This window comes from Hymenobacter aerophilus DSM 13606, assembly GCF_000382225.1.
Classification (GTDB): Bacteria; Bacteroidota; Bacteroidia; order Cytophagales; family Hymenobacteraceae; genus Hymenobacter; species Hymenobacter aerophilus.
Genome location: NZ_KB907811.1, coordinates 1 through 24,908, shown reverse-complemented (window position 1 = coordinate 24,908; position 24,908 = coordinate 1). Strand labels below are relative to the sequence as shown.

The window sequence follows — 24,908 nt, the reverse complement described above, 5'->3', positions numbered from 1 at the left end:
GGAGGCAGTTAGGATGGGGGCAGATTATTGCCGCATCTTTGCGGCGAAATTCAACTTTTGCGCGGGCCCACCCGTTTCCTAGTCATACCCGTTCCGCGTCCCCCCCACCCTATGGTCAAAAATTTAGTCATCGTCGAATCGCCCGCCAAAGCCAAAACCATCGAGGGCTACCTCGGCAAAGACTTCGTCGTGCGCTCGTCCTTCGGCCACGTCCGGGACCTGCCCAAAGACAACAACGCTATTGATATTGCCAACGGCTTCAAGCCCACCTACGTGGTTTCAGCCGATAAACGTGAGATTATCAGCCAGTTGAAAAAGCTGGCCAAGGAAGCCGAAACCGTCTGGCTGGCCAGTGACGATGACCGGGAGGGCGAGGCCATCAGCTGGCACCTGGCCGAAACGCTGAACCTGAACAGCGAGAAGACGCGGCGCATCGTGTTCCGCGAAATCACGAAGGGCGCCATTCTGCGGGCCATCGAAAACCCGCGCGAAATCGACCTGAATTTGGTGAATGCCCAGCAGGCCCGCCGCGTGCTCGACCGGCTGGTAGGCTTCGAGCTGAGCCCGGTGCTGTGGAAAAAAGTGAAGGCCGGCCTCTCGGCTGGCCGGGTGCAGAGCGTGGCCGTGCGGCTGGTAGTCGACCGGGAGCGGGAAATCAGCGGCTTCAAGGTTAGCTCGGCCTACCGCGTCGTAGCCCGTTTCGATGCCGGCCGGGGGGCAGTGCTCGAAGCCGAGTTGCCCACCCGCTTCAAAACCCGCGCCGAGGCCGAGGCCTTTCTGGCCCGCTGCGTGGGCGCCGATTACCGCATCGAGAACCTGGAGCAGAAGCCCGGCAAGCGCACGCCTGCGCCCCCCTTTACCACCTCCACGCTGCAGCAGGAGGCCTCGCGCAAGCTCGGCTTCTCGGTGGCCCAGACGATGAGCGTGGCCCAGAAGCTCTACGAAGCCGGCCGCATCAGCTACATGCGGACCGACTCGCTCAATCTGTCGGAAGACGCCATTGCGGCCGCCAAAACCGCTATTACCGACGCCTACGGCGCCGAGTACGCCCACACGCGCCACTTCAAAACCAAGTCGGCCTCGGCCCAGGAGGCGCACGAAGCCATCCGCCCCACCGACTTCACGCTGCTCAAGGCCGGCGCCGACTCGCAGGAGCAGCGCCTCTACGACCTCATCCGCAAGCGGGCCATGGCTTCGCAGATGGCTGATGCCGTGATTGAGCGCACCGTGGCCACCATCGGCATCAGCACCCAGCCGGGCGTTACGATGACGGCCAGCGGCGAGGTTATCACCTTCGAGGGCTTTCTGAAAGCCTATGCCGAGAGCAAGGACGAGGAGGAGCAGGACGCCGACGAACCAGCCGAATCATCGTTCTCGCGCGGTCTGCCGCCGCTGAGCGTGGGCCAGCAGCTGCCGCTGCAGCAGCTGCGCGCCACCGAGCGGTTTGCCTCGCCGGCGGCCCGCTTCACGGAGGCTTCGCTGGTGAAAAAGCTGGAGGAAATGGGCATCGGCCGGCCTTCGACTTACGCCCCCACCATCAGCACCATTCAGAAGCGCGGCTACGTGGAAAAGGACTCGCGCGAGGGCAAGGAGCGCAAGTTTCATGTGCTCACGCTGGACGGCGAGCAGGTGAAAACGGAGGTCAAGACCGAAACCTACGGCGCCGACAAAGCCAAACTGTTCCCGACCGACGTGGCCATGGTGGTAACCGACTTTCTGGTCGACCACTTCCCGGCCATTGTCGATTTCCAGTTCACGGCCAAAGTGGAGGACGAGTTCGACCGCATTGCCGACGGGCTGGACAACTGGACCGATATGCTGAGCGGCTTCTACGCGCCCTTCCACAAAACCGTGGAGCTGGGCGAGGAGATTGAGCGCAGCACGCTGGGCTCGACCCGCGAAATCGGCCTGCACCCCGAAACGGGCCAGAAGCTGACCGCCCGCCTGGGCCGCTACGGCCCCTACGTGCAGATCGAGCCGCTCGAAGGCGCCCCCGAAGACGAGAAGCCGGTGTACGCCAGCCTGCGCAAAGGCCAGTTCATCGAGAGCCTGACCATTGAGGAAGCCCTCGACCTGTTCCGGCTGCCGCGGGTGGTGGGCGAGTTTGAGGACAAGAGCATGACGGCCGCTCTCGGTCGTTTCGGCCCTTACATCCGCCACGACAGCAAGTTTTACTCGCTCCGCAAGGACCAGGACCCGCACACCATCACGGGCGAGGAGGCCGTGGAGTTGATTGAGGCCAAGCGTAAGGCCGACGCCGAGCGGCTCATCAAGGCCTTCCCCGAAAACCACGATATCCAGGTGCTCAACGGTCGTTTTGGGCCCTACATCGTGGCGGGCAAGAAGAACGTGAAGATTCCGAAGGGCGAGGAGCCCACCGAGCTGACACTGGAGCGTTGCCTGGAACTGGCCGAGGCCACCCCCGACAAGCCTGCTCGCGGTGGCCGTTTCGCCAAGAAAGCCGCCCCTTCGACGGAGGAAAAGACGGACACGCCAGCCAAGAAGAAACCGGCTGCCAAGAAGCCCGCTGCCAAGAAAAAGGCCCCGGCCAAGAAGGCGGCCGGCACTGCGGCGGCCAAGAAACCAGCGGCAAAAAAGCCCACCAAAAAGGCTGAATAAGCTTTAAGGTAGTCTGTCTTTTTCGGGCGGCGGTTTAAGCTGGCCCGCACTTCTGCAAAGCTCCGGCCGTAACTGGCCGGAGCTTTTTTTTGTGGTTGAGCCGTCAAATAACTAATCTGCGGGCGCGTTTTCATTTTTCACCTCCCCAAACCCTGCGCCTTGCGAGCAAGCCCTTTACTGCTGTTGCCTTTGTTACTGAGCTGCACCAGCCCCGGCACCGATTCGGTAGCCGGCGAATTGCCCGCCGGGCAGCCACTTGTAGCCGAGGCCGATGTACCGGCACCCCTTGCTCCGCCGGCCCCCGGCGTGTACGCCTGGCTGCCAGCCGGCCGCTACCGGGCCGGCCAGACGGTGGCGGCCCGGTTTGCGCCGCCGGCCGGCTATAAGCGGGTGGCAGTGACGGCCGGCTCGTTTGGCGAGTGGCTGCGCTACCTGCCGCTGCTGCCGGCCGGCACGCCCGTAAAGCTCTACAACGGCCAGCCCAAAGACCGCCAGGACGTGCACGCGGCCGTGCTCGACATCGACGTGGGCCAGCGCGACCTGCAGCAGTGCGCCGATGCCGTTATCCGGCTACGGGCCGAGTACCTGTTCAGCCAGAACCCCGATCAGGTGCACTTCCACCTCACCAGCGGCGACGATATTGGTTTTCGGGACTGGTATTCGGGCCGCGGATTTAAGGTGAAGGGCGACGCCGTGCTACCCGCCACCCGGCCCGCCGAGGCGCCCAGCCACGCCAACTTCCGCCGCTACCTCGACCAGATTTTCACCTACGCCGGCACCCTCTCGCTGAGCAAGGAGCTGCAACCCACGCCGCTGGCGCAGGTGCAGGCCGGCGACGTGCTGATTCGGGGCGGCTCGCCGGGCCACGCCGTGCTGGTGCTCGATGTGGCCACGCAGCCCGGCACCGGCCGCCGAGTGGTGCTGCTGGCCCAGAGCTACATGCCCGCCCAGCAGATGCACGTGCTCACCAACCTCTACGACGATACCGGCCTGGGCGCCTGGTTCTACCTCGACCCGGCACAGGCGCGCGTGGGCACGCCCGAATGGACGTTCCGAAGCACCGAGCTGGGCCGTTTCGAGTAGGCTGATGAAGCCACCTTGCCTGAAATTATAGCAGCTCCAATGGCCTTTCCTGCACTTTCCATCTACCAGTATTCAGTATGAAGAAGATTGTAGCCTTAACCGGCGCCGGCATTTCGGCCGAAAGCGGGCTGGCCACGTTTCGGGCCTCCGATGGACTCTGGGAAAACCACCGCATCGAGGACGTGGCCACGCCTGAAGGCTGGGCCAAAAACCCGGCCTTGGTGCTGGAGTTCTACAACCAGCGCCGCGCCGCCGCCCGGGCCGCCCAGCCCAACGCCGGCCACCGGGCTTTGGCGGCGCTGGAAGACCAGTTTGAGGTGGTGGTGATTACCCAGAATGTGGACGATTTGCACGAGCGGGCCGGCTCGTCGCGGGTACTGCACCTGCACGGCAAGCTGTTCGAGAGTCGCAGCTCGCGCCATGAGGAGCTGGTGTACCCCATGCACGGCAACCGTATCGAGTTGGGCGACAACTGCGAACGGGGCCATCAGCTGCGGCCCAACATCGTGTGGTTTGGCGAGGCCGTGCCGATGATGGAAGTGGCCATGGAAGAGGTAGCCACCGCCGATGCGCTGCTGGTGGTGGGCACTTCGCTGCAGGTGTACCCCGCCGCCGGCCTGGTCGATTACGTGCCGCGCACCGCCCCCATCTACATCATCGACCCCGGCCGGCCGCCGGTGGCGCACCGCCCGCGCCTGCACTTCATCACCGAGCCCGCTACCACCGGCCTGCCCCGCGTAGCGCAGGAGCTACGGGAGCAGCTGGCCGATAAAGGAGCGTAATCACCCGATTTTAGCACTTACAACTCACCCCTTCCCGCCTCCTAATATGGCCTCAATAGTCGGACACTGCGTCCTGGGCGCCACGCTGGCCAAGCTGCTGCTGCCCGAGCGGCGCTACTGGCCCTACTGGCTGCTGGCCGCCGCCTGCGCCTTTCTGCCTGATGCCGATGTGGTGGGCTTCAAATTGCACGTAGCCTACGACAGCCTGTGGGGCCACCGCGGGCTGAGCCACTCGCTGCTGGCGGCCCTGGTGATGGCTACCGGGGTGGTTTTGCTGGTGGGTGGCCGGGCCGGCGCGCCGCCGCCCGGGCGGCTGTGGGTGCTGCTGTTTCTGGCCACCGCCTCGCACGGCGTGCTCGATGCCATGACGACCGGCGGGCTGGGCGTGGCGTTCTTCAGTCCGTTTGATGCCGAGCGGCACTTTTTCGGATTCCGCCCGATTGCGGTTTCGCCCATCGGCATTAAGAACTTTCTGGGCGAATGGGGTGCGCGCGTGCTGCGCAGTGAGGTGAAATGGGTGGTGCTGCCCTGCGCGCTGCTGCTGCTGGTGCAGGCCGCCGTGCGGCGCCGGGTGCGCGTGGCCTGAGATGCCCACCGCTATAAAAAATTAAAGCCGGATTAAATCGGAAACCGGGCCGGGCCGTAGAAGAAGACCCTACATCGTTTCTTCTATGACATTCAGCTACGCGCGCCCGCTACTGACGGGGTTGGGCCTCACGGTTTCCCTGTCAGTCTTCGCCCAGACGACGACTACGGCCCCGGCCCACACGGTTTACCTGCTCGGCAACACGGCCGGCACCGAGCTGCCGGCCCGCCATCTGCAGGCGTTGCGCCGCACACTGGAAGGGCAAACCGGCCCCTTTACGGTAGTGCATTTGGGCGATGTAGTGGCGCCCGAAGGTCTGGGCAGCAAGCAGGATTCCAGCCGCAGCGGCCAGACTGAGCGGATTGACGCGCTGATTTCCTTGGTGAAGGGTCTGCCCAACGGCAAGCTGTTTTTTGTGCCCGGCGACAAGGACTGGGACAACTCGGGCCCCGACGGCCTGAAGCGGGTGCGGCGGCTTGAAAAGTACATCAGCAAGCACAACGGCGAGCACACCTTCATTCCCGAAAACGGCTGCCCCGGCCCCTACGTGCTTGATGTGGCGCCCCAGGTGCGGCTGGTAGCCCTCAACTCGCCCTGGTTCACCCATCCCTACAACAAGCCCGAAGCACCCGACACCGACTGCAAAACCCTGACCCAGGAGGAATTCCGCGAGCAGTTGCAAGATGTGCTCGACGACACCAAGGACCGCAACGTGCTGCTGGTGGGCCACCAGCCGGTCGTCAGCAACGGCGAGTACGGCGGCAACCTGCCGCTGGGCCGCTACCTGTGGCCGCCGGTGGCCGGGGCCATCAGCGCCGCCTACCACCAGAATGTGGGCTCGCCGCGCGATATGGCCAACCCGCGCTACCAGCAGTATCAGAAAGAGATGCTGAACACGTTGCGCGACCACCCCGGCGCCGTGTATGCTTCGGCCCACGACTACAGCCTGCAGCTTACGCCTTTCCAGGGCAGCTACCACCTGGTTTCGGGCTCGTTTACCAAAGCCCGGCACGTAGCCAGCAACCGCGAATCGCAGTTCAACGAGGCCGAGCAGGGTTTTTCGGCGCTGGAATATTACGCCGACGGCACCGTAAAAACCACATTTTACACCTTCGATAAGGCCGGCGACACCGTGCGGCTGGCTTACGCGGGCACGCTTTTCCAGAGCGCCTGCCAGGAGCCGCGCCTGCCGGGCGTGCCGGTGAACAGCTTCATTCCCGAGTGCCCCTCGGCCCCCGCAGGCGTGGCCGACCCCAAGCCCGATGTGCCCTTTGTGGCCGTGCAGACGCTGCCGGCCGGCGCCCAGTACGGCGGCAGCAAGTCGTCGCGCTTTTGGCTGGGGCCGGTGTACCGCACCTCCTGGACCCAGCCGGTGCAGGTGCGCACGCTCAACCTAAACACCGAATTTGGTGGACTGCGGCCGTTCGGGCGCGGCGGCGGGCGCCAGACGACCTCGCTCAAGCTGATTGCCGCCGACTCGTCGGAGTACGTGTTTCGGTCGGTGGACAAGGACGTGACCAAGATTCTGCCGCCCGAGCTGCGGCGCTCGTTTGCGGCCGACGTGCTGCGCGACATTACGCCCACGGCCCACCCCTACTCGGCGCTGGTTATTAGCTCGCTGCTCGATAAAACCGATATTCTGCACGCCCGGCCCCGGCTGTTCGTGCTGCCCGATAACCAGCAACTGGGCCCCTACCGCGACGATTATGCCGGCCTGCTCGGCACGCTGGAGGAGCGCCCCAAGGACCCCAAGCCCAACCTGCTGGGCTTCGCCAATGCCGACAATATCCGCCGCTCGTTCAGCTTTTTCCGCCAGCTTTATAAAGACAACGACAACCGCGTGGATGCCGTGGCGCTGGGCCGGGCCCGGGCCTTCGATATGCTGGTGGCCGACTTCGGCAAACACGAGGACAACTGGAAGTGGGCCGAGTACGACAACGGCAAAAATGCCCTCTACAAGCCCATTCCGCGCGACCGGGACCAGGCCTTTACCCTCTGGAACGGGGCGCTGACCTACTTAGCCAACCGCGAGTGGGCCGTGGGCAGCATCGAGGATTTCCAGAGTAAGTTTGGCGATATGAAGAGCCTGAACTGGCCCGCCCGCCACCTCGACCGGTTCCTGCTGCAGAGCCTGAACCGCCAGCAGTGGCAGGAAATTGCCCGGTATCTGCAGGCCAATATCACCCCGGCCGCCATCGACGAGGCTACCGCCACGCTGCCACCCGAACTCAAAAGCCTATCGGGCGATGACATCAACCGCAAGCTCAAGGCCCGCATTCAGGAGCTGCCCCAGGCGCTGGACCGCTACTATTTGCTGCTGGCCCAGCGCGTGGATGTGGTGGGCTCCAATAAGGGTGAGGTATTCCAAGTGAAGCGGCTGGCCGATGGCACGGTGCGCGTGCAGATGTTCGACCGGGCCAGTGGGGGCAACGAGCCCAACGGCCCGGCCCTGTTCGACCGCACCTTTCAGCCCGAAGAAACCGACGAAATCAGCCTGTACGGGCTCGATGGGCGCGACGTGTTCACGGTAACCGGCGAGGCCAAAAACAGCATTCTGGTGCGCATCATCGGCGGAGCGGGCAAAGACCAGATAGCCGACAACTCGCGGGTGCGGGGCCTGCGCACACTTACCAAGGTGTACGACGTGCCGTCTACCGAGATGCAGCTGGGCTCCGAGGCCGACAACCGCACCTCAACCAAGCCCGGCGTGAATTCCTACGACCGCGAGCAGTTCGAATTCAACTCCTACCGGCCCACCATCGGGCTGGGCTACAACCGCAACGACGGCTTTGCGGCCAGCGCGGGCGTGGGCTTCCTCACGCAGGGTTTCCGCAAGCCAGGCTACAAAAACCGCTACGATTTCCTGCTCGAAGGCAGCACCGGTGGCCAGCGCCAGTTCACGGCCAGCACCCGCCACCGCTACGCCATCGGCAAGGTCGATGCCGGCGCCGCCTTCAGCTACGGCAGCTACTTTCCGTACTACAACTTCTTCGGCCTGGGCAACAACACCGAAATCAGCCAGGACCGCTACGACGACAAGTTCTATAAAGCCCGCTACAAGGGCATTCAGGTGAGCGGCTTTCTGGAGCGCAGCTTTTTTGAGCGCAGCGTGTTGCGCGTGGGCCCGAGCTACGAATACTACAACAACGACTTCGCGGCCGACAGCTACCTGGGCACGCTGCCTACCACCCCCGGCCTGCCCTCCGACCAACTGCCTAACACCAGCTTCCAGCGCCTGGTGGGCCTGAATGCGCTGCTCGATCTGGATTTACGCGACCGGACCGCATTTGCCCGGCGCGGCATCCGCCTGCTCGTGCAGCACGATTCTTACCACCAGCTCAACGGGGCCAAGGGCAATTTCGGTCTGACTCAGGGCTTTGCCCAGTACTACGGCACGGCCCGCCTGCTGATTCCGGTAACGCTGGTAGTGAAAGGCGGCGGCGCCAAAAACTACGGCAACAACGACGACATTCCGTTCTACAAATTCACCAGCCTGGGCTTGCGCGAAGGCCTGCGCGGCTACTACCGCAACCGTTTCAGCGGCGACGCCAGCCTCTACCTCAACACCGAGCTGCGGCTGGCGCTGGGCAAATCCAAGAATTCATTTCTGCCCTTCTCCTACGGCCTGTTCGGCTTCTACGACCGGGGCCGTGTGTACCTGAACGGCGCCTCGCCCGGCGGCTGGCACCAGGGCTACGGCGCGGGCCTCTACATCGCCCCGGTTTCCGAGCAACTGGCCTTCTCGGTTTCCTACCAGAAGTCCGTCGAAAACAACCTCCTTCAGTTCGGCTTGGGCTTCCGGATTGATAAATAGTCTGTTGCCAGTTGCCAAGGTAGAACGTCATTCAGAGCATGCTGCGCTTAGAGCAGGGACGAAGAATCTCGCGTGCCACGGTAATCCTGACGATAGAGTTAGCATGGCACGCGAGATTCTTCGTCCCTGCTCTAAGCGCAGCATGCTCTGAATGACGTTCTTTTATAGCATCGCCTTGGCTTAAAGCACAAGAGCTAACAGCTGATAGCTCTCAGCTAACAGCTCAAAATCACTCTATATTTGCCTATGCAGTTTCCTCTCCTCAAGCTTGCCGCTATTGATATTGGGTCGAATGCCGTGCGGTGTCAGATTTCGGCCGTATTGCACCACGAAGACCGCTACCGGCTCAAGCGGGTCGAGTACATCCGCTACCCGCTGCGGCTGGGCGAAGACGTGTTTGCCACCGGCCGGATTTCGGAGGCCAAGCAGGCCAAGTTCATCAAATTTCTGCACGCGCTGCGCCTGCTGATGGAGGTGCACGACGTGGCGCCCAATCACTACCTCATCTGCGCCACCTCGGCCATGCGCACCGCCCTCAACGGCCCCGAGGTATCGGCCCGCATCGAGCGGGAGCTGGGCATGCGCGTGAACGTGATTGACGGGCAGGCCGAGGCCTCTTACATCAACCAGGTAATCGAGCACCTGCTCGAAGACAACAAGCACTACCTGCACATCGACGTGGGCGGCGGCAGCACCGAGTTCAACATCTACCACGACCGCCGCAAAGTGGCCTCGCAGTCGTTCGAGGTGGGCAGCATCCGGCGGATGCAGCAGGAGGAAGCCGGCCTGAGCACCGAGGCCATGCGCGAAACCTGGCAGCGCATGGAAGACTGGGTGCGCGAAAACGCCCGCCGCTACCACGTCACGCGGGCCATCGGCACGGGCGGCAACATCAACAAAATCTACAGCATGGCCCAGGCCGGCACCGCCCTCGACAAGCCCGTGAGCCGCCAGCGCATCGCCGAGTTGCTGGCCAGCATCACGGGCATGAGCATGGACGAGCGCGTGAACGTGGCCCTGCTCAACCCCGACCGCGCCGACGTGATTGTGCCGGCCGGCCACATCTACCTCTCGGCCATGGAGTGGGCCGATGTGCAGCACATGTTCGTGCCCGATATCGGCCTCAAAGACGGCATGCTCCAGGCCCTGTTTGAGGAGCACTTCGAGGAGCTTCGCGCCCGCGACGACCACCGCCCCGGCGGCCCCCAAACCACCATCCAAAGCAGGCCCACGGAGGTAGAGTAGCGGTGATTTGGTGAGAAAAGGAACGTCATTCTGAGCGCAGCGAAGAATCTCGCGTGCCAAAACAATTCCTGACGACAGGATTACCATTGCACGCGAGATTCTTCGCTGCGCTCAGAATGACGTTCCTTTTCTCACCAAATCACCTCACGCCAAATCGGCTTCCTCCTGCGCGTCGTAGCTGGTGCCGGCGTTCATGGGCACTTCCTGCTGGGGGCGCTCGGGGTCGGTTTCCACCACCTCGTCGGCTGCTGGCGGCAGCATTTCCGATGTAACCACGACCACAGCCTCTTTAGGCTGGCCGTTGGCATCCTGCGACGACGCCTGAATGTTGGCCACGCAGAGCCAGTCGTCGTAGAGCGCCGTTTCGGGCATCACCGTGAAGTTGCGGTTGTAGAACTCCTTGTGCAGGTCGGAAACCGGCTCGCCCTCGGCCGGCGTGCGGCGCACGTAGGCGCCATCCTCGCGCATCACGTAGGTGTTCTGGTTGTCGAGCAGGTTGTAGTAGAGGATGTTGGTGGCCTCGCGCTTGATCTGGGGGTTGGCCAGCAGAAACAGCGCCTCCAGCCGCCGCTCGAAGGAGCGCACCATCAAATCGGCCGAGCCGGCGTACACTTTCGGGCTGCCGGCCTGGTGGAAATAGAACAGCCGGGCGTGCTCCAGGTAGTCGCCCACGATGCTGCGCACCTCAATGTTGTCGCTCAGGCCCGCCCGGCCCGGCCGCAGGCAGCAGATGCCGCGCACGATAAACCGGATGGGTACGCCGGCCTTGCTGGCTTTGTAGAACTCATCAATCATCTCCTTGTCTTCCAGCGAGTTCATCTTCATCACGATGCCGCTGGGCAGGCCTTTCTTGGCGTTCTTCACCTCCTCGCGCACCAGGTGCACCAACTGCTGGCGCATGTCTTTGGGGGCCGTAATCAGGTACTCGTACTCGTCGGGCTGGCTGTGGCCGGTTATCACATTGAAGAATTCCGACACGTCGTGGCCGTACACTTCATCGGTGGTCAGCAGGCTGACGTCGGTGTAGATGCGCGAGGTCTGCTCGTTGTAGTTGCCGGTGCCCAGGTGCACGTAGCGCGTCACTTTCTCGCCTTCGCGGCGGATAATCATGAGCATCTTGGTGTGGGTCTTGAACTTGCTGACCCCGTAAATCACGAAGCAGCCGGCCTTTTCGAGCCGCGCGCCTTCCCGGATATTGCGCTCCTCATCGAAGCGCGCCTTCACCTCGAACAGCACCGACACGTGCTTGCCGTTTTCGGCCGCCTTCAGCAGCGCGGCCGTAACGCGCGAGTCGTCGGCGAGGCGATAAATGGTTTGCTTGATGCCCAGCACGTGCGGGTCTTCGGCCGCCTGCTCCAGCAGCCGCACCACCGGGTCGATGCTGTTGTAGGGGTGGTGCAGCAGCACATCCTGGTGCTTGAGGTAGTCGAACAGGTTTTCCTCCACCGTGTCGGGCAGCGTGAGCGGCGGCACCGGGGCCGGCTGCTTGAACCCCTTGCCCCGGAAATGGGGGTGCTTCAGGATTTGCAGCAGACCCTTCATGTCAATCAGCGAGTTGATAACGAACACGTTGCCGTTGTCAATATTCCACCGCTCGCGTAGCACCTGCATCAAGAAAGCGGCCGCGTTGGGCTCCACTTCCAGCCGCACTACCCGGCCCTTCTTGCGGGTTTTCAGGCCCGATTGGATTTCCTTGATGAAGTTGGCGTCGATGTCGTCCGACTCTTCCAGCGTGAAGTCGCCGTTGCGGGTAATCCGAAACAGGTCGGCCGACAGGATTTCGACGTTGCGGAACAGCTTGCGCAAATTGGCGCGCACGATTTCCTCAATGGGCACAAACAGCACTTTGTCGCGCCGCGTGAGCTCAAAAAAGCGCGACAGGTTCTGCGGAATCTGCACGAACGTGAGCCGCTCCTGCCCCTTCTCCATCTCGATGTCGCCCGAGCCCGTGCGCGTTACCACGCCGAAGATGAGCATCTGGTTCATCATCAGCGGGAAGCCGTGGTACGAGTCGTAGACCATGGGCGTGAGCAGCGGAAACACGGTGTTTTTGAAGTAGCCGTCGGCCTTCTTCAGCTCCACTTCGGTCAGCTCGTCGAGGCCCAGCACGTTGAAGCCGTTCTTCTCGAACTGCGGCTTCAAATCGTTCAAATACGTCATCGACTGGTCATTGACGAAGCGGTGGGCAAAGTCGAGCAGCTTGCGCCGGAAGGGCATTTCGCGCAGGCCCGAGTAATCCACCCGCTCCTTGCCGTAATCGATATAGTTATAAAGCGAGCCGACGCGAATCATGAAAAACTCGTCGAGGTTGGAGCTGGTAATGGCCATAAAGCGCAGCCGATCGAAGAGCGAGCGGCTGGTGTCGCGGGCCTGATCGAGCACCCGGTAGTTGAAGCGCAGCCAGCTCAGGTCGCGGCTGATGTACTTGCTTTTACGGATCAGGTCGGCGGATTTGAAGACTTTCATAGGTATAGCGGGCTTGAAGAGGCAAAATACGGTAAAACCGCGCCGTTACGTGTTTTCAGCCCCGGAAATGCGGCGCGCAAGTCCAGCCAGTACAGCTGGCCCGGCAATAGCCAGGGCAGCAACCGGGCGGCTGGTCTGATCTGTTTTCGCCCGAGCCTACAAACAAAACAGCGCCAGCCAACCGGCCGGCGCTGTTCTGCTATGCTTCTAACGCTGCCAAGCCACTAAGCGGATCGACAGTCAGGTGAGCTTATCGGGCGCTGGATCCGGCTCCTTTGCGGGCTTGGGCGGCGGGGTGGGCCGGGGCCGCCGCTTGTCCGTAGTTACGAGCAGGGCCAGGGCCGTGAGCGAGAGGCGCAGCAGCCATTTGCGACCAGATGCCATAGTTAGCGGGCGAAGAAGGCGTTGTTGTTCTCTACGGTCAGGTCGCAGCGGCTGCCGCCGGTGTTTTCCTCGCACGAGGTGCCCACAATTTCGTTGCGCTCGAAGTTGAAGTAGCAGAACGTGCAGCCCACGCTGTTGAGAATGTAGCGCGGGGCGTTGGAGCTCAGGTACAGACTGTTATTCGACGAAGTCTGGAGCGGAATGGCCATGGCCCGGAACCGGCCGTCGAGCAGGCCCATGCCCACCAGATAGTACACGGCCTTGTCTTTGGGCGTTTCCTGCACCTTGCGGATGATGGTTTTGTTGACCGACGTGCCGTCGCCGAACTGCTTTGTGAAGCGAGTGGCCAGTTCCTGCTTGGGCGTCAGGTACTCCACTTTGCTGTTCACCACCTGCGCCACCTGCTTGCTGGTAGCCTCCAGCTGGCGCCGCCCCAGCTCGTCGGGGTTGTTGTTGGGCGAGCTAAGCTCCGGAAAGCCGCGCTTGGTGGTTTCGCAGGCGCTCAGCCCCCCCAGCAGCAAAGCGGCGCTCAGGCAGATGCCGGCACTGGTGCGTAAAAAACGATTCATCATTCAAGATAGGAAAAATGGGTGTCTTATGCCTAAAAAGCGGGAGTACGCCGCCACGTTGCGCAGCATACTCCCGCTTTTCGGGCGGCCGGGACGGTTGAGTTAGCGGGCCTTGTAGTACTTGCGGGCCTCGGGCAACTCCTGCTGAATGCTGGCAATGCGCGTGCCGTTGGAGGGGTGCGTCGACAGGAATTCGGGCGGGGAAGCCTGGTTTTCGCGCGCATCCATGCGCTGCCAGAACTGCACGGCGCCGTCGGGGTTATACCCGGCCATGGCCATAAAAATCAGGCCCAGGCGGTCGGCTTCCGACTCCTGATTGCGGCCGTAGCGCAGCAGGCCCAACTGCGTACCCACGCCCACAGCCTGCAGAAACACGTTCTGGGTGGCCGTCGGGCTTTGGCCCACGGCGGTTGATACCACCCCGCCCAGGCCCTGCGCGGCCATCTGCTGGCTCATGCGCTCGGAGCTGTGCCGGGCTACGGCGTGGGCAATTTCGTGGCCCATCACCACGGCCAGGCCGTTTTCATCCTGCGTGATTGGTAAAATACCGCTGTACACCGCCACTTTGCCGCCGGGCATGCACCAGGCGTTTTCCTGCTTGTCCTGCAGCAGGTTGAACTGCCAGGCGTAGCCTTCGAGTTGCTGCGACTGGTTTTGCTGGCGGAAATATTGCTCCACGGCCTGCTCGATGCGCTGGCCCACGCGCTTCACCATGGCCGCCTGCGCACCGCTGCTGACTACCTGGCTGCTGGCCAGCACTTTCTGGTATTCCTGAGCGGCCATCTGGTTCATTTCGGTGTCGGACACCAGGCTGAGTTGGCGACGCCCGGTAATGGGAACGGTGGAGCAGGCCGCGGCCACGAACAGGCAACTGGCGAGGGCAAGTTTCTTGAACATATCTGCTTGAATGAAGAGGGAAGAAAAACGGCCGCCACCCCGGCCCGGGGCCCGGGCCAAACGCGGCCGTTGTTGAGGGCCTATACGTCAGGAACCCGCCAAAATGTTTGCATTTGGCGCCGCCCAACCAAAAACCGGCCGCTTTTGGTAGCATCGGCCCACGAATTACCGTTACTTTTGGGTTTGAGGGGCCCCGGCGGGTTGGGTGGTTGGCTGCGGGCTGCTTTCGGCCGGCCACTGCTGCCGCCGGCCCCCACGCCTCAACCTGCCTTCTCCATGAAAATCCTGTGCATCGGCCGCAACTACGCGGAGCATATTGCCGAACTCCAGAACGAGACGCCCGCCGCGCCCGTCATTTTTGCCAAGCCCGATACGGCCCTGCTCCAGCGCAACCAGCCGTTTTTCATGCCCGATTTCTCGCAGGACATTCACCACGAGATTGAGCTGGTGCTGCGCGTGTGCAAAAACGGCAAGAATATCGACGAGCAGTTTGCGCCCACCTACTTCGACGCCATCGGGCTCGGCATCGACTTTACGGCCCGCGACCTGCAGAGCCAGCTCAAGAGCAAAGGCCTGCCCTGGGAGCTGGCCAAGGGCTTCGACGGCTCGGCGCCCATCTCGCAAACCTTCAAACCGGTAACCGATTTCGCCGATCTGGGCAACATCGACTTCCGGCTCGAAGTGAACGGGCAGGTGCGCCAGCAGGGCAACTCGGGCCTCATGCTGCACGATTTCAACAAAATCATCAGCTACATCTCGCGCTTCATCACCCTGAAAATGGGCGACCTGATTTTCACCGGCACGCCCAGCGGCGTCGGCCCCGTGCACATCGGCGACCAGCTCACAGGCTTCATCGGCGACGAAAAAATGCTGGAGCTGGCCGTTAAGTAAGCCACAACCTAAGCTGTTAGCTGACAGCTGGTAGCTGCTAGCTGTCGTGCGGCCCTCCTGCCCTTCCGTTACCAAGTACGTTCTGATTTGAAAAAGCTAACCGCCAATAGCTTCCAGCTAAAGGCCCATTTCAGCTTCGCGCTGCCGTTTTTACTGCTGATGGGCGTGCAGCCCTCGGCCTGCCAAAGCCCACAATCGGCCCCTGCCTCGCAGCAACCGGCCGGCCCCGCTGCCGACGAAACGCCGGCCGAAGCGGCCGCCGCGCCGGGTCGGCGGGCGGGCATTCCGGCCGTTGAGAAGGGCTATTTCCTGTTTCCCATCAAGCCGGGGCAGGAGAACTTTCTGTCGGGCAGCATGGGCGAGCTGCGGCCCAACCACTTCCACGGCGGCCTCGACATTAAAACCGATGGCCGGGTGGATTTGCCGGTGCACGCCTCGGCCGACGGCTACGTGTCGCGCCTGAAGCAGAGCAGCTTCGGCTACGGCAACGTGCTCTACATCACCCACCCCAACGGCCTGACGACGGTGTACGGGCACCTGAACAGCTTTAAGGGCCCCGTGGCCGAGGAGCTGCGGCGCCAGCAGTACGCCAAGCAGACCTACGAGCTGGAGCTGTTTTTTGAGCCCGGCCAGTTTCCGGTGCAGCGCGGCGAAGTAGTGGCCCTGAGCGGCAACACCGGTGGCTCGGCGGGCCCGCACGTGCACTGGGAGGTGCGCACCGCCACCGGCCACCAGCTGAACCCGCTGCAGTGGGGTGGCTTTGCCGAAATCCAGGACCACGTAGCCCCCACGGTGCAGGCGTTTGCGGTGGAGGCGCTGGGCATTGCGGCGCGGGTAGAAGGCCGGTTCGGCAAGCGCGTGTTCGTGCCCAAGGCCCCGCTGGCCGATGGCAGCTACGTCTGGCCCGATACCATTGCCGCCAGCGGCTCGGTGGGCCTGCTGGTACAGGGCTTCGACCGGTTTGACAAGGTGTGGAACAAAAACGGTATTCAGCAGGCTACCGTGCTCGTGAACGGGCAGCAGGTGTACCAGCACACCATTGATGACGTGCCGTTTCCCGACGGCTCGCGCCAGATAAACCGCCACGTCGATTACGAGTGGCGCGCCACCCAGGGCCGGCAGTTCGAGAAGCTGTTCGTGGACGACGGCAACGACCTGAGCATGTACACCGCCGGCCCCGGCAAGGGCCGCCTGAACGTAGAGCCGGGTAAGGTGTACAACGTGGAAATCCGCCTGGCCGACTCGTACGGCAACACCACGCCGCTGCGGCTGGTGCTGCGGGGCACAGAGCCGGCCTACTTCCACACCCGCTCGGCGGCCGTGAAAACGCCCGCCCTGAGCTACGACGTGAGCCGCAACCTGCTGGTAGTGAAAACCTCGGACCACGACACGGCCGCCGTAACGGGCCCCGTAACGCTGCTGCGCGGCGGCCGGCGCCTGACGCTGCGCCCCAGCTACACCGACCAAAGCCAGAGCACCTACCTCTACGACCTGCGCGCCGGCCGCCCCGATTCCATCCGGTTCGGTAAGCTCACCCAGCGTTTCAGCCGCGAGGCCCTGATTCCGGCCGGCCGCGAGTTCAGCTTCGCCACGGCGAATATGGGGCTGGAGTTCAAGCCGAAAACGCTGTTTGACACGCTGTACCTCCAAACCAGCTACCGGCAGGGCCTCTGGACGGTGCATATGCCGCGCACGCCGCTCTACGAAAACCTGGCCCTCACGCTGCGCCCCGACACGCCCCCGGCCGATTTGCGCCGCTCGGCCATCTACAGCATCACGGCCAAGGGCGGCAAGGGCTACGTGGGCGGTAAGTGGAGTGAGGACGGCAGCAGCATCACGGCCCCCATCCGCGCCTTCGGGCAGTTCCGCATCCTTACCGACACCGTGCCCCCCTCGGGCCGGCTGCTGAGCAAGGGCGCGGCCGGGGTGGTGTTCAAGGTGGGCGACGACCTTTCGGGGCTGGCCAGCTATAAGCTGGAAGTGAACGGGCAGTTCCGGCTGCTGCGCTACGAGCACAAAAGCGCCACGCTGTTCACCGAGCGCACCGATACGCTGGGCCCGGCCCTGCGCGGCCCCGCCACCCTGCGCCTCACCGACCAGGCCGGCAACGAGAAGGTCATCAACGTGGTGCTGTAGGCCGCGGGTACCTTTCCCGGCCGGGGCGCGTACACTCAGGTTTATATTCTGATCCAGCAAGATGCCTGATAACCTGCTCAAACGCCGCCGGCCCACGCTGCTGGCCGCAACGGCCGCCGTGGTAAGTGCCGGCGTGGCCGCCTACGCCTACTCGCGCCGCAAAGCCCACCCCCATTTGCCCACCGTGGCCCACGTCGATTTGCACCGCTACGCCGGCCTGTGGCACGAAATTGCCCGGCTGCCGGTGCGCTTCGAGAAGGGCTGCCAGCACGTAACGGCCGAGTACAAGGTGCGGTCCGATGGTAAGGTGGGCGTGCGCAACACCTGCCACCAGGGCAGCATCGGCGGCCCCGCCACCACGGCCACCGCCACCGCCTGGGCCACCGACGGCACGAATTCCAAGCTCAAAGTCCAGTTCTTCTGGCCCTTCACCGGCGACTACTGGATTCTGGCCCTCGATGAAGCCGACTACCAATACGCGCTGGTAGGCTCGCCCGACCGCGAAACGCTCTGGATTCTGAGCCGCAAACCGCACCTCGACCACCCCACCCGCAGTCGTCTGATTGGCATCGGCCGGGAGTTGGGCTTCCCGGTAGAAGACCTGCTTTTCACCCCGCAACCGGAAAGGTGAGGTGGTGAGTGGTGAGATGGTGAGGTGACGTTTCGGAGCCCTGGCGGCGTGCTGTCCTGTTGGCGCGAAGTAGGTTTTGGCTAGTTTTGCCGCTACTTCTACCGCTTTGAAGGGCCTCACGCGCCAACTGGCCCCTGGCCCGTCAAACTCACTATTTCACCATCTCACCATCTCACCTCATGTCAGTTCCCCAGGCAGGCGAGCCGGCTCCGGCTTTCGAGGCCCCCGACCAGAACGGCACCGTGCACCGGCTCGCCGATTACGCGGGCCGCAAAGTGGCGCTCTACTTCTACCCCAAAGACGACACCAGCGGCTGCACGGCCCAGGCCTGCGACCTGCGCGACAACTACCAGCAGCTGCAGGCGGCCGGCATTCAGGTACTGGGCGTAAGCATCGACTCGGCCAAATCGCACCAGAAGTTCACTGCCAAGCACGAGCTGCCCTTCCCGCTGCTGGTGGATGAGGACAAAAAACTGGTGCAGGACTACGGCGTGTGGCAGGAAAAATCGATGTACGGCCGCAAGTACATGGGCATCATGCGCTACACCTTCCTCATTGACGAGGCGGGCAATATCGAGCGCGTCATCACCAAAGTCGACACTAAAAACCACGCCGCCCAACTTTTGTGAGCCGCAAGCTGCAAGCCGCAAGCCACAAGCTGTGAGCGAGCGGCAAGCCTCGAGTACGTTCAGAAAGCTTGCGGCTTGTAGCTTGTAGCTTGCAGCTCACAAAACCTACCTTTGCCCTACTATCAACCCTTCCTAACCCGCATGGCCCAAGCTACCACTTCCGAAACCCACGCTCCCGAAGCCACCAAAACCATTCCTGAGCTCAAGCAGATTGCCACCCAGGTAAGGCGCGACATCGTGCGCATGGTGCACGCCGTGAACTCGGGCCACCCCGGTGGTTCGCTGGGCTGCACCGAGCTGCTGGTTTCGCTGTATTTCAAGGTGATGAAGCACACGCCCGAGCCGTTTGATATGGATGGCATCGGCCAGGATTTGTTCTTTCTATCGAACGGCCACATTTCGCCGGTGTTCTACTCGGTGCTGGCCCGCTCGGGCTATTTCCCGGTGAGCGAGCTGGCCACGTTCCGCAAGCTCAACTCGCGGCTGCAGGGCCACCCCGCCACCCACGAGCACCTGCCCGGCATTCGGGTGGCTTCGGGCTCCTTGGGCCAGGGCCTGAGCGTGGCCATCGGCGCGGCCCAGGCCAAAAAGCTCAACGACGACGACCGTACGGTGTTCGTGCTCATGGGCGACGGCGAGCTGGAAGAAGGTCAGATTTGGGAAGCGGCCCTCTATGCCCCCCACCACAAAGTGGACAACCTGATTGCCTTCGTTGACCGCAATGGCCAGCAGATTGACGGCCCCACCGCCGAAATCGGCGGCCTCGGCGACCTGCGGCCCAAGTTCGAATCCTTCGGCTGGCGCGTGCTCGAAGCCGACGGCAACCAGTTCGAAACCCTGCTGCCCGCCATCGAAGAAGCCCAGAGCCTGCTCGGCCAGGGCCAGCCGATTATGGTCATCATGGACACCCAGATGGGCTTCGGCGTCGACTTCATGATGGGCTCGCACAAGTGGCACGGCGTAGCGCCCAACGACGAGCAGCTCGACAAGGCGCTTAAGCAGCTGGCGGTAGAGAAGGCCTCGGACTACTAATCACTGATTAGCGCTGATTTTTGCGCTGATGACGCTGATTCTTACGTGACCAGCTAAGCGGTTTGGCTGCGCAGTACCACTCTCAAAAAGCCGTCTGGCTCCCCCTCTCCCCCGAGGAGAGGGGGCCGGGGGGTGATGTGCGACGTTGCACGATACTTTTTCTATGCAAAACATGCGGCAGTGGCTGGCGTTTCTGGGGTTGTTGCTGCTGCTGCTGCTGCCCGGCGCCGGCCGTGCCCAGAACGCCGCCCCGGCCGCGCCGCGCACCACCCGCATCCTGTTTTTGCTCGATGCCTCGGGCTCGATGCGGGCGCCCTGGGAGGGCGAACAGCGCTGGGACGTGGCCAAGCGGCTGCTCTCCAAAATGGTGGATTCGCTCAATACCTATCCGCACCTGGAGCTGGCGTTGCGCGCCTACGGCCATCAGCACGACAACAAGGAGAACAACTGCGAGGACTCGCGGCTCGAAGTGCCGTTTGCGCCCAAAAACGCCGCCGCCATCAAAACCCGCCTCAAAACCATTCAGCCCCGCGGCAACACGCCCATCACCTACTCGCTCCTGCAGTCGGCCAACGACTTCCCGGCCGATAAGCAGAGCCGCAACGTGCTGATTCTGATTACCGACGGCCTCGAATCGTGCAAGGGCGACCCGTGCGCTACTTCGCTTGCGCTGCAGCGCAAGCGCGTGTTTCTGAAGCCCTTCGTGATTGGCATCGGGGCCGAGCGGGAGTTCGGCAAGCAGCTGGAGTGCCTGGGTACCTACTACAACGCGGCTGATGTCAGCACCTTCCGCACCATCCTCAACGACGTGGTGGCCCAGACGCTGGCCAAAACCACCGTGGCCGTAAACCTGACCGACGAGCGGGGCCGCCCGGTAGAATCGGACGTGAACCTGACGTTCGTCAACAACGTCACGGGCCAGCCCGAATACAACTACGTGCACTACCGCAACGCCCAGGGCCAGCCCGATGCCCTCGACATTGATGCGCTCCAGAGCTACGATTTAACCATCAACACGGTGCCGCCGGTGCGGGCCACCAACCTGGCCATCAAGCCGGGCCGCGCCAACGTGCTCACCTACAAAACGCCCCAGGGCACGCTGCGGCTCCAAAACCCCAGCCTGTCGCCTAACCCCTACGGCCGGGTGCAGGCCGTGGTACGGGCCCGCGGCAACCCCGAAACTGTGCTGGCCCTGCCCTTCGGCAACCGCCAGAAGCTGCTGGCCGGCGACTACGAAGTGGAGCTGCTGACCCTGCCCCGGCAGGTGCGGCGCCTCAGCATCCGGCAGGGCCAGGAAACGGCTGTAACCTACGAGGCGCCCGGCATCCTCAACATCGTGTCCGACTATAAGGGCTTCGGCAGCATCTACCAGCTTGGCCCCGACGGCGAGCAGACGTGGGTGTACGACCTGCCCGCCGGCGGCAGCAGCAAATTGAACCTGCCGCTGCAGCCGGGCGCCTACCGCCTCGTATTCCGCACCGCCACCGCCATCGGCAGCCGTTTCACCGACGTGCGCAACTTCACCATCCGCTCGGGCCAGACCAGCTCGGTTAGCTTGTTCGGAAGATGAGAAATCGAATGCAGCATGAAAGCATGAGAGAGGCTACACCTGTTTCACCGGCCGTCCAACTAGCTGCTGAAGGCTACGCCATCCTACCCAACATCTTCTCCCCCGAAGAAGCAGCCGCGCTACTTCGAACTATCGAATCAGCCGGTTCGGCCTCGCCCAACTTCCGCCGCACGCAGGATGTGTTTGCTATCCGCGACCTTCTGAGTGAGTTACCGGCGCTGTGGCCGCAACTGCTGACGCCGCGGCTCCGGGAAGTGCTGGTGGGGCTGTTTCGCGGTCAAGCGCCGCATTTAGTTAAAGCTATTTACTTCGATAAGCCGGCCGGTTCCAACTGGCTGGTAGCCTGGCACCAGGATGTGATGGTGGCCGTTGACCAGCGCCAAGAGCTGCCCGGTTATGGCCCCTGGAGTAATAAGGGCGGGGAAATCACCGTCCGGCCCCCGCGCGAAATTCTGGCGGGCATCATCACCGTACGCTTGCACCTCGACGACTGCGACGCCGCCAACGGCGCCCTGCGTGTCGTGCCCGGCTCGCACCGCCACGGCATCATCGCCAATGAGCAGTACCCCGATTTAATTTCTCAGGCAGTAACCTGTGCGGTGCCGGCCGGGGGCCTGCTGCTGATGCAGCCTTTGACTCTACATGCTTCTCAGCGGAGCACCAGTTCCCAGCCCCGCCGCGTAATCCATTTGGAGTTTAGCACCGCTGAGTTGCCATCCGGCTTACAGTGGCGCGAGCGGCTGGATTTGCCTCCCGAAGTCAAAAAGCCGGAACTTGCCACCTGAACGCCCGACCAAGCAGCAGTCCGCAGTTCTTCCAACCCACGATAACCCAAGACCTAACCCCTAAGTCCCTAAGCCCTAAAGAATGAAAAACTTTCCCTACACCGAATCGAAGGATACCCGTAGCGGCTTTGGTGCCGGTTTGCACGAGCTGGGCAAAACCAACCCCAACGTGGTGGCCCTGTGCGCCGACCTGATTGGCTCGCTTAAAATGGATGCCTTCGTGAAGGATTTCCCCGAGCGGTTTTTCCAGGTGGGCATTGCCGAGGCCAACATGATGGGCCTGGCGGCCGGCCTCACCATCGGCGGCAAAATTCCCTTTACCGGCACGTTCGCCAACTTCAGCACTGGCCGCGTCTATGACCAGATTCGCCAGAGCATTGCCTACTCGGGCAAGAACGTGAAAATCTGTGCCTCCCACGCCGGCCTCACGCTGGGCGAAGACGGCGCCACCCACCAGATTCTGGAGGACATCGGGCTGATGAAGATGCTGCCCCACATGTGCGTCATCAACCCCTGCGACTACAACCAGACCAAAGCCGCCACCCTGGCCATTGCCGACTACGAGGGGCCCGTGTACCTGCGCTTCGGCCGCCCCGTAGTGCCCAACTTCACCCCCGCCGACCAGCCGTTTGAAATCGGCAAGGGCATCGTGCTCAATGAGGGGGCCGACGTGAGCATCTTCGCCACCGGCCATTTGGTGTGGAAGGCCATCCTGGCTGGCAAGCTGCTGGCCGACAAGGGCATCAACGCCGAAATCATCAACATCCACACCATCAAGCCCCTCGATGCCCGCCTGATTCTGGAGTCGACCCGCAAAACGCGCTGCGTGGTAACGGCCGAGGAGCACCAGATGAACGGCGGCCTCGGCGACTCCATCGCCCAGCTGCTGGCCCGCGAGGAGCCCCTGCCGCTGGAAATGGTGGCCGTGAACGACTCGTTCGGCGAATCCGGCACGCCCGACCAGCTGATGGAAAAGTACGGCCTCAACGAAACGGCCATCGTGGCCGCCGTAGAGAAAGTAATGGCCCGCAAGGCCAAGTAATCGTTGCCAGGCACTTCCGGTTCGGCCGGGGCGTTGTGTATCTTGTAATCGAACCGCTAAGAAACCAACCTGATGGAAATCGTACTGGAAGTGCCCGACAAAGACGTAGCCCGCGTGCTGGAACTGGTGCGAGGCATCAAGCGCGTGAAGGTAAAGTCGCCTAGCAAGGCGCCCACGGCGGCCGATTTGCGGCTCATGGAAAGCCTGCGGGAAGCCGGCCAAGAACTGGCCCGGATTAAGCGGGGTGAGGAGGTAGTATCTCAGAGCTGGGAGGAGCTTTATGCCGAACTGAAGGCGGAACAGGAGACCGAACCAGGCCCATTAGCCGCTGAAAGCAGGGATTCGCAGCAACAATGAGCTTCCAGGTAAAACCTATTGCCAGCTTCAAGCGCGATGTCAAGCGGCTCGGCAAGAAATACAGGTCGCTGCCCGACGATTTGAACGCCGTAGTACAGGAGTTGCGCGACAACCCATACAAGGGTACCGGCATCGGCCACAACTGCTACAAAATCCGGCTGGCCGTGGCCAGTAAAGGTGCCGGTAAACGGGGCGGTGCCCGCGTCATCACTTATGTACAGGTGGTGAACGAAACCGTTTTCCTGTTGGCTATCTACGACAAATCGGAGCAAAGCAGCCTCAGCGACCAGCATATACTGGGCCTGCTCGGCCTACTGGATGAGTAACAGGGAAGGGCGGCAACGCTATCCTGCCGTCAACGACTCGTTCGGCGAATCGGGCACGCCCGACCAGCTGATGGAAAAGTACGGCCTCAACGAAGCGGCCATTGTGGCCGCCGTGGAGAAAGTAATGGCCCGTAAAGCCAAGTAGCTTTCGGTTAATTCGTAATACAGCGAAAAGCGCCCGCAACGTAGAGTTGCGGGCGCTTTTTGCTGTATTAGCTATAACGGACGGGTATTTATGCAGGTGTGGGCTTCATGGCTCGTCAGTCCATACTTGCACAGGCGCTAAATAGAATTACAAAAGATGAGCCTTTAACCGTCTGCCCCACTTGCATAAATACCAATGTTGTGTGCGGTTAAATTCAGTCAAGATGAAATTGAAATTTTACGGGAGTGGCAAAATTGAGCAAGGGTTTGCACTTATTGGTAAAACAGGGCAAATCAGATTGAAGTCTGCTTTTGCTCAAAGCATGGATTTTAAAAAAGATGAACGATGGTTGGTAGGAACAGATGAAGATGAAAAGCCTATCAAGCACATTTACATATTACGTCCGAAAAGAGAAGAACAGCACAACGGGTTTAAAATGCAGTACCAAAACAAAAGCTGGTTCTTGTCAGGCAAAACGGTTATAAACGAATTGAATTTACAACCGCCTATTAAATGTCACGTTGAGCCGTTCAAAAAAGAAGGGTTTGACGGATTTCGTTTGGTGCTGCCTTAATTGCACACAACATTCCTATTGCCGCGACTTGCGGCGGTGAGTGAGTTTCGCTTATATCTACTTAGCCCGCAAGTGGGTTTCGCTTATATAGCGGATTCGTGAACGGTTAGGCCTTTCTGGGTATCTAGCCGTATGCCCTATTATGCAACCTTACTCGCTTGATTTACGCACCCGGGTGGCCGCCGCCTGCCGCGAACCGAAAGCTCGCCAGACGCAGGTCGCCCAACGCTTCGGCGTGAGCCGCTCGTTCGTGCGCGACCTGTTACGACGTGAGCGGGAAACCGGCTCGCTGGCTCCTAAACCCGCTAGCGGGGGGCCTGCGCGCCTACTCTCGGCCGACGACCA

The 24,908-nt window shown here is 62.2% G+C and carries 22 protein-coding genes and 1 pseudogene; 19 read left to right on the top strand and 4 right to left on the bottom strand.

The annotated features are described in order from the left end of the window. The first annotated feature begins 111 nt into the window (after window positions 1–111). The 6 genes from topA to H145_RS0110360 all read left to right on the top strand — a co-directional run bounded on the left by topA (window position 112) and on the right by H145_RS0110360 (window position 10,129). Entirely contained in the window at window positions 112–2,619 is a 2,508-nt protein-coding gene (gene topA, locus H145_RS0110385; RefSeq protein WP_019948085.1) for a type I DNA topoisomerase, read from the top strand. Window positions 2,620–2,802: 183 nt separating this feature from the next. Next, entirely contained in the window at window positions 2,803–3,702 is a 900-nt protein-coding gene (locus tag H145_RS0110380) for a DUF4846 domain-containing protein (protein WP_205619309.1), read from the top strand. A 77-nt stretch (window positions 3,703–3,779) separates the two neighbouring features. Continuing rightward, window positions 3,780–4,484, top strand: coding sequence for an SIR2 family NAD-dependent protein deacylase (locus H145_RS0110375; protein WP_019948083.1), 705 nt, complete (start codon window positions 3,780–3,782; stop codon window positions 4,482–4,484). 46 nt (window positions 4,485–4,530) lie between these two features. After that, entirely contained in the window at window positions 4,531–5,070 is a 540-nt protein-coding gene (locus tag H145_RS0110370; RefSeq protein ID WP_019948082.1) for a metal-dependent hydrolase, read from the top strand. Between the two features lie 85 nt (window positions 5,071–5,155). Further along, window positions 5,156–8,884 (top strand): BamA/TamA family outer membrane protein, encoded by a 3,729-nt coding sequence (locus H145_RS0110365; protein ID WP_019948081.1) that lies wholly within the window; start codon window positions 5,156–5,158, stop codon window positions 8,882–8,884. 246 nt (window positions 8,885–9,130) lie between these two features. Further along, window positions 9,131–10,129, top strand: a complete 999-nt coding sequence (locus H145_RS0110360; RefSeq protein WP_019948080.1) for a Ppx/GppA phosphatase family protein — start codon at window positions 9,131–9,133, stop codon at window positions 10,127–10,129. A 144-nt stretch (window positions 10,130–10,273) separates the two neighbouring features. Here H145_RS0110360 and ppk1 read toward each other — a convergent pair whose 3' ends face one another. The 4 genes from ppk1 to H145_RS0110340 all read right to left on the bottom strand — a co-directional run bounded on the left by ppk1 (window position 10,274) and on the right by H145_RS0110340 (window position 14,445). Further along, window positions 10,274–12,595, bottom strand: coding sequence for a polyphosphate kinase 1 (gene ppk1 / locus H145_RS20850; RefSeq protein WP_019948079.1), 2,322 nt, complete (start codon window positions 12,593–12,595; stop codon window positions 10,274–10,276). Window positions 12,596–12,835: 240 nt separating this feature from the next. Then, on the bottom strand, window positions 12,836–12,979 hold the full coding sequence (locus H145_RS24140; protein ID WP_019948078.1) for a hypothetical protein: 144 nt from the start codon (window positions 12,977–12,979) through the stop codon (window positions 12,836–12,838). 2 nt (window positions 12,980–12,981) lie between these two features. Next, on the bottom strand, window positions 12,982–13,548 hold the full coding sequence (locus H145_RS20845) for a hypothetical protein (RefSeq protein WP_157541447.1): 567 nt from the start codon (window positions 13,546–13,548) through the stop codon (window positions 12,982–12,984). A 102-nt stretch (window positions 13,549–13,650) separates the two neighbouring features. Further along, window positions 13,651–14,445: a M48 family metallopeptidase gene (locus tag H145_RS0110340; RefSeq protein WP_019948076.1), complete on the bottom strand. Its 795-nt coding sequence runs from the start codon at window positions 14,443–14,445 to the stop codon at window positions 13,651–13,653. A gap of 276 nt (window positions 14,446–14,721) precedes the next feature. On the opposite strand from H145_RS0110340, the gene H145_RS0110335 reads away from it, so the two are divergent. From H145_RS0110335 to H145_RS0110275, 13 genes and pseudogenes are all read left to right on the top strand, one after another. Beyond that, a complete protein-coding gene (locus tag H145_RS0110335) occupies window positions 14,722–15,336 on the top strand; it encodes a fumarylacetoacetate hydrolase family protein (RefSeq protein ID WP_019948075.1) in 615 nt (204 codons plus the stop codon). 87 nt (window positions 15,337–15,423) lie between these two features. Continuing rightward, window positions 15,424–17,472: a M23 family metallopeptidase gene (locus tag H145_RS0110330; protein ID WP_019948074.1), complete on the top strand. Its 2,049-nt coding sequence runs from the start codon at window positions 15,424–15,426 to the stop codon at window positions 17,470–17,472. Window positions 17,473–17,533: 61 nt separating this feature from the next. Next, window positions 17,534–18,103, top strand: a complete 570-nt coding sequence (locus tag H145_RS0110325) for a lipocalin family protein (RefSeq protein ID WP_019948073.1) — start codon at window positions 17,534–17,536, stop codon at window positions 18,101–18,103. 179 nt (window positions 18,104–18,282) lie between these two features. Continuing rightward, window positions 18,283–18,732: a thioredoxin-dependent thiol peroxidase gene (bcp, locus tag H145_RS0110320; protein WP_019948072.1), complete on the top strand. Its 450-nt coding sequence runs from the start codon at window positions 18,283–18,285 to the stop codon at window positions 18,730–18,732. A gap of 141 nt (window positions 18,733–18,873) precedes the next feature. Then, window positions 18,874–19,764: a transketolase gene (locus tag H145_RS0110315; protein WP_019948071.1), complete on the top strand. Its 891-nt coding sequence runs from the start codon at window positions 18,874–18,876 to the stop codon at window positions 19,762–19,764. A gap of 163 nt (window positions 19,765–19,927) precedes the next feature. After that, entirely contained in the window at window positions 19,928–21,334 is a 1,407-nt protein-coding gene (locus H145_RS0110310; protein WP_019948070.1) for a vWA domain-containing protein, read from the top strand. Between the two features lie 23 nt (window positions 21,335–21,357). After that, the gene (locus tag H145_RS20840; protein ID WP_071595168.1) at window positions 21,358–22,119 is read left to right on the top strand and encodes a phytanoyl-CoA dioxygenase family protein; all 762 of its coding nucleotides are present in this window, start codon (window positions 21,358–21,360) and stop codon (window positions 22,117–22,119) included. Window positions 22,120–22,201: 82 nt separating this feature from the next. After that, window positions 22,202–23,161 (top strand): transketolase family protein, encoded by a 960-nt coding sequence (locus H145_RS0110300; RefSeq protein ID WP_019948068.1) that lies wholly within the window; start codon window positions 22,202–22,204, stop codon window positions 23,159–23,161. A 72-nt stretch (window positions 23,162–23,233) separates the two neighbouring features. Continuing rightward, on the top strand, window positions 23,234–23,518 hold the full coding sequence (locus H145_RS0110295) for a hypothetical protein (protein WP_019948067.1): 285 nt from the start codon (window positions 23,234–23,236) through the stop codon (window positions 23,516–23,518). Beyond that, window positions 23,515–23,844 (top strand): type II toxin-antitoxin system RelE/ParE family toxin, encoded by a 330-nt coding sequence (locus H145_RS0110290; RefSeq protein WP_019948066.1) that lies wholly within the window; start codon window positions 23,515–23,517, stop codon window positions 23,842–23,844. Before H145_RS0110295 ends, H145_RS0110290 begins: the two co-directional genes overlap by 4 nt. A 25-nt stretch (window positions 23,845–23,869) precedes the next feature. Further along, window positions 23,870–23,989 (top strand): annotated as a pseudogene (locus H145_RS24135) (transketolase family protein); the annotation flags it as partial. Between the two features lie 223 nt (window positions 23,990–24,212). Then, complete coding sequence (locus H145_RS0110280; protein WP_019948064.1) at window positions 24,213–24,563, top strand: hypothetical protein; 351 nt, start codon at window positions 24,213–24,215, stop codon at window positions 24,561–24,563. Between the two features lie 142 nt (window positions 24,564–24,705). Continuing rightward, on the top strand, window positions 24,706–24,908 hold a 203-nt coding region (locus tag H145_RS0110275; protein ID WP_019948063.1), incomplete at its 3' end, for a helix-turn-helix domain-containing protein.

Bases quoted from the DNA above. Each gene is read 5' to 3' on its own strand.
- H145_RS0110315 (WP_019948071.1), top strand. From the start codon at position 18,874: ATGGCCCAAGCTACCACTTCCGAAACCCACGCTCCCGAAGCCACCAAA.
- ppk1 (WP_019948079.1), bottom strand. From the start codon at position 12,595: ATGAAAGTCTTCAAATCCGCCGACCTGATCCGTAAAAGCAAGTACATC.
- H145_RS20845 (WP_157541447.1), bottom strand. From the start codon at position 13,548: ATGAATCGTTTTTTACGCACCAGTGCCGGCATCTGCCTGAGCGCCGCT.
- H145_RS0110300 (WP_019948068.1), top strand. From the start codon at position 22,202: ATGAAAAACTTTCCCTACACCGAATCGAAGGATACCCGTAGCGGCTTT.
- H145_RS0110280 (WP_019948064.1), top strand. From the start codon at position 24,213: ATGAAATTGAAATTTTACGGGAGTGGCAAAATTGAGCAAGGGTTTGCA.
- H145_RS0110340 (WP_019948076.1), bottom strand. From the start codon at position 14,445: ATGTTCAAGAAACTTGCCCTCGCCAGTTGCCTGTTCGTGGCCGCGGCC.
- H145_RS0110365 (WP_019948081.1), top strand. From the start codon at position 5,156: ATGACATTCAGCTACGCGCGCCCGCTACTGACGGGGTTGGGCCTCACG.
- H145_RS0110310 (WP_019948070.1), top strand. From the start codon at position 19,928: ATGCAAAACATGCGGCAGTGGCTGGCGTTTCTGGGGTTGTTGCTGCTG.
- H145_RS0110335 (WP_019948075.1), top strand. From the start codon at position 14,722: ATGAAAATCCTGTGCATCGGCCGCAACTACGCGGAGCATATTGCCGAA.
- H145_RS20840 (WP_071595168.1), top strand. From the start codon at position 21,358: ATGAGAGAGGCTACACCTGTTTCACCGGCCGTCCAACTAGCTGCTGAA.
- bcp (WP_019948072.1), top strand. From the start codon at position 18,283: ATGTCAGTTCCCCAGGCAGGCGAGCCGGCTCCGGCTTTCGAGGCCCCC.
- H145_RS0110290 (WP_019948066.1), top strand. From the start codon at position 23,515: ATGAGCTTCCAGGTAAAACCTATTGCCAGCTTCAAGCGCGATGTCAAG.
- H145_RS0110375 (WP_019948083.1), top strand. From the start codon at position 3,780: ATGAAGAAGATTGTAGCCTTAACCGGCGCCGGCATTTCGGCCGAAAGC.
- H145_RS0110325 (WP_019948073.1), top strand. From the start codon at position 17,534: ATGCCTGATAACCTGCTCAAACGCCGCCGGCCCACGCTGCTGGCCGCA.
- H145_RS0110295 (WP_019948067.1), top strand. From the start codon at position 23,234: ATGGAAATCGTACTGGAAGTGCCCGACAAAGACGTAGCCCGCGTGCTG.
- H145_RS0110360 (WP_019948080.1), top strand. From the start codon at position 9,131: ATGCAGTTTCCTCTCCTCAAGCTTGCCGCTATTGATATTGGGTCGAAT.
- H145_RS24140 (WP_019948078.1), bottom strand. From the start codon at position 12,979: ATGGCATCTGGTCGCAAATGGCTGCTGCGCCTCTCGCTCACGGCCCTG.
- H145_RS0110370 (WP_019948082.1), top strand. From the start codon at position 4,531: ATGGCCTCAATAGTCGGACACTGCGTCCTGGGCGCCACGCTGGCCAAG.
- topA (WP_019948085.1), top strand. From the start codon at position 112: ATGGTCAAAAATTTAGTCATCGTCGAATCGCCCGCCAAAGCCAAAACC.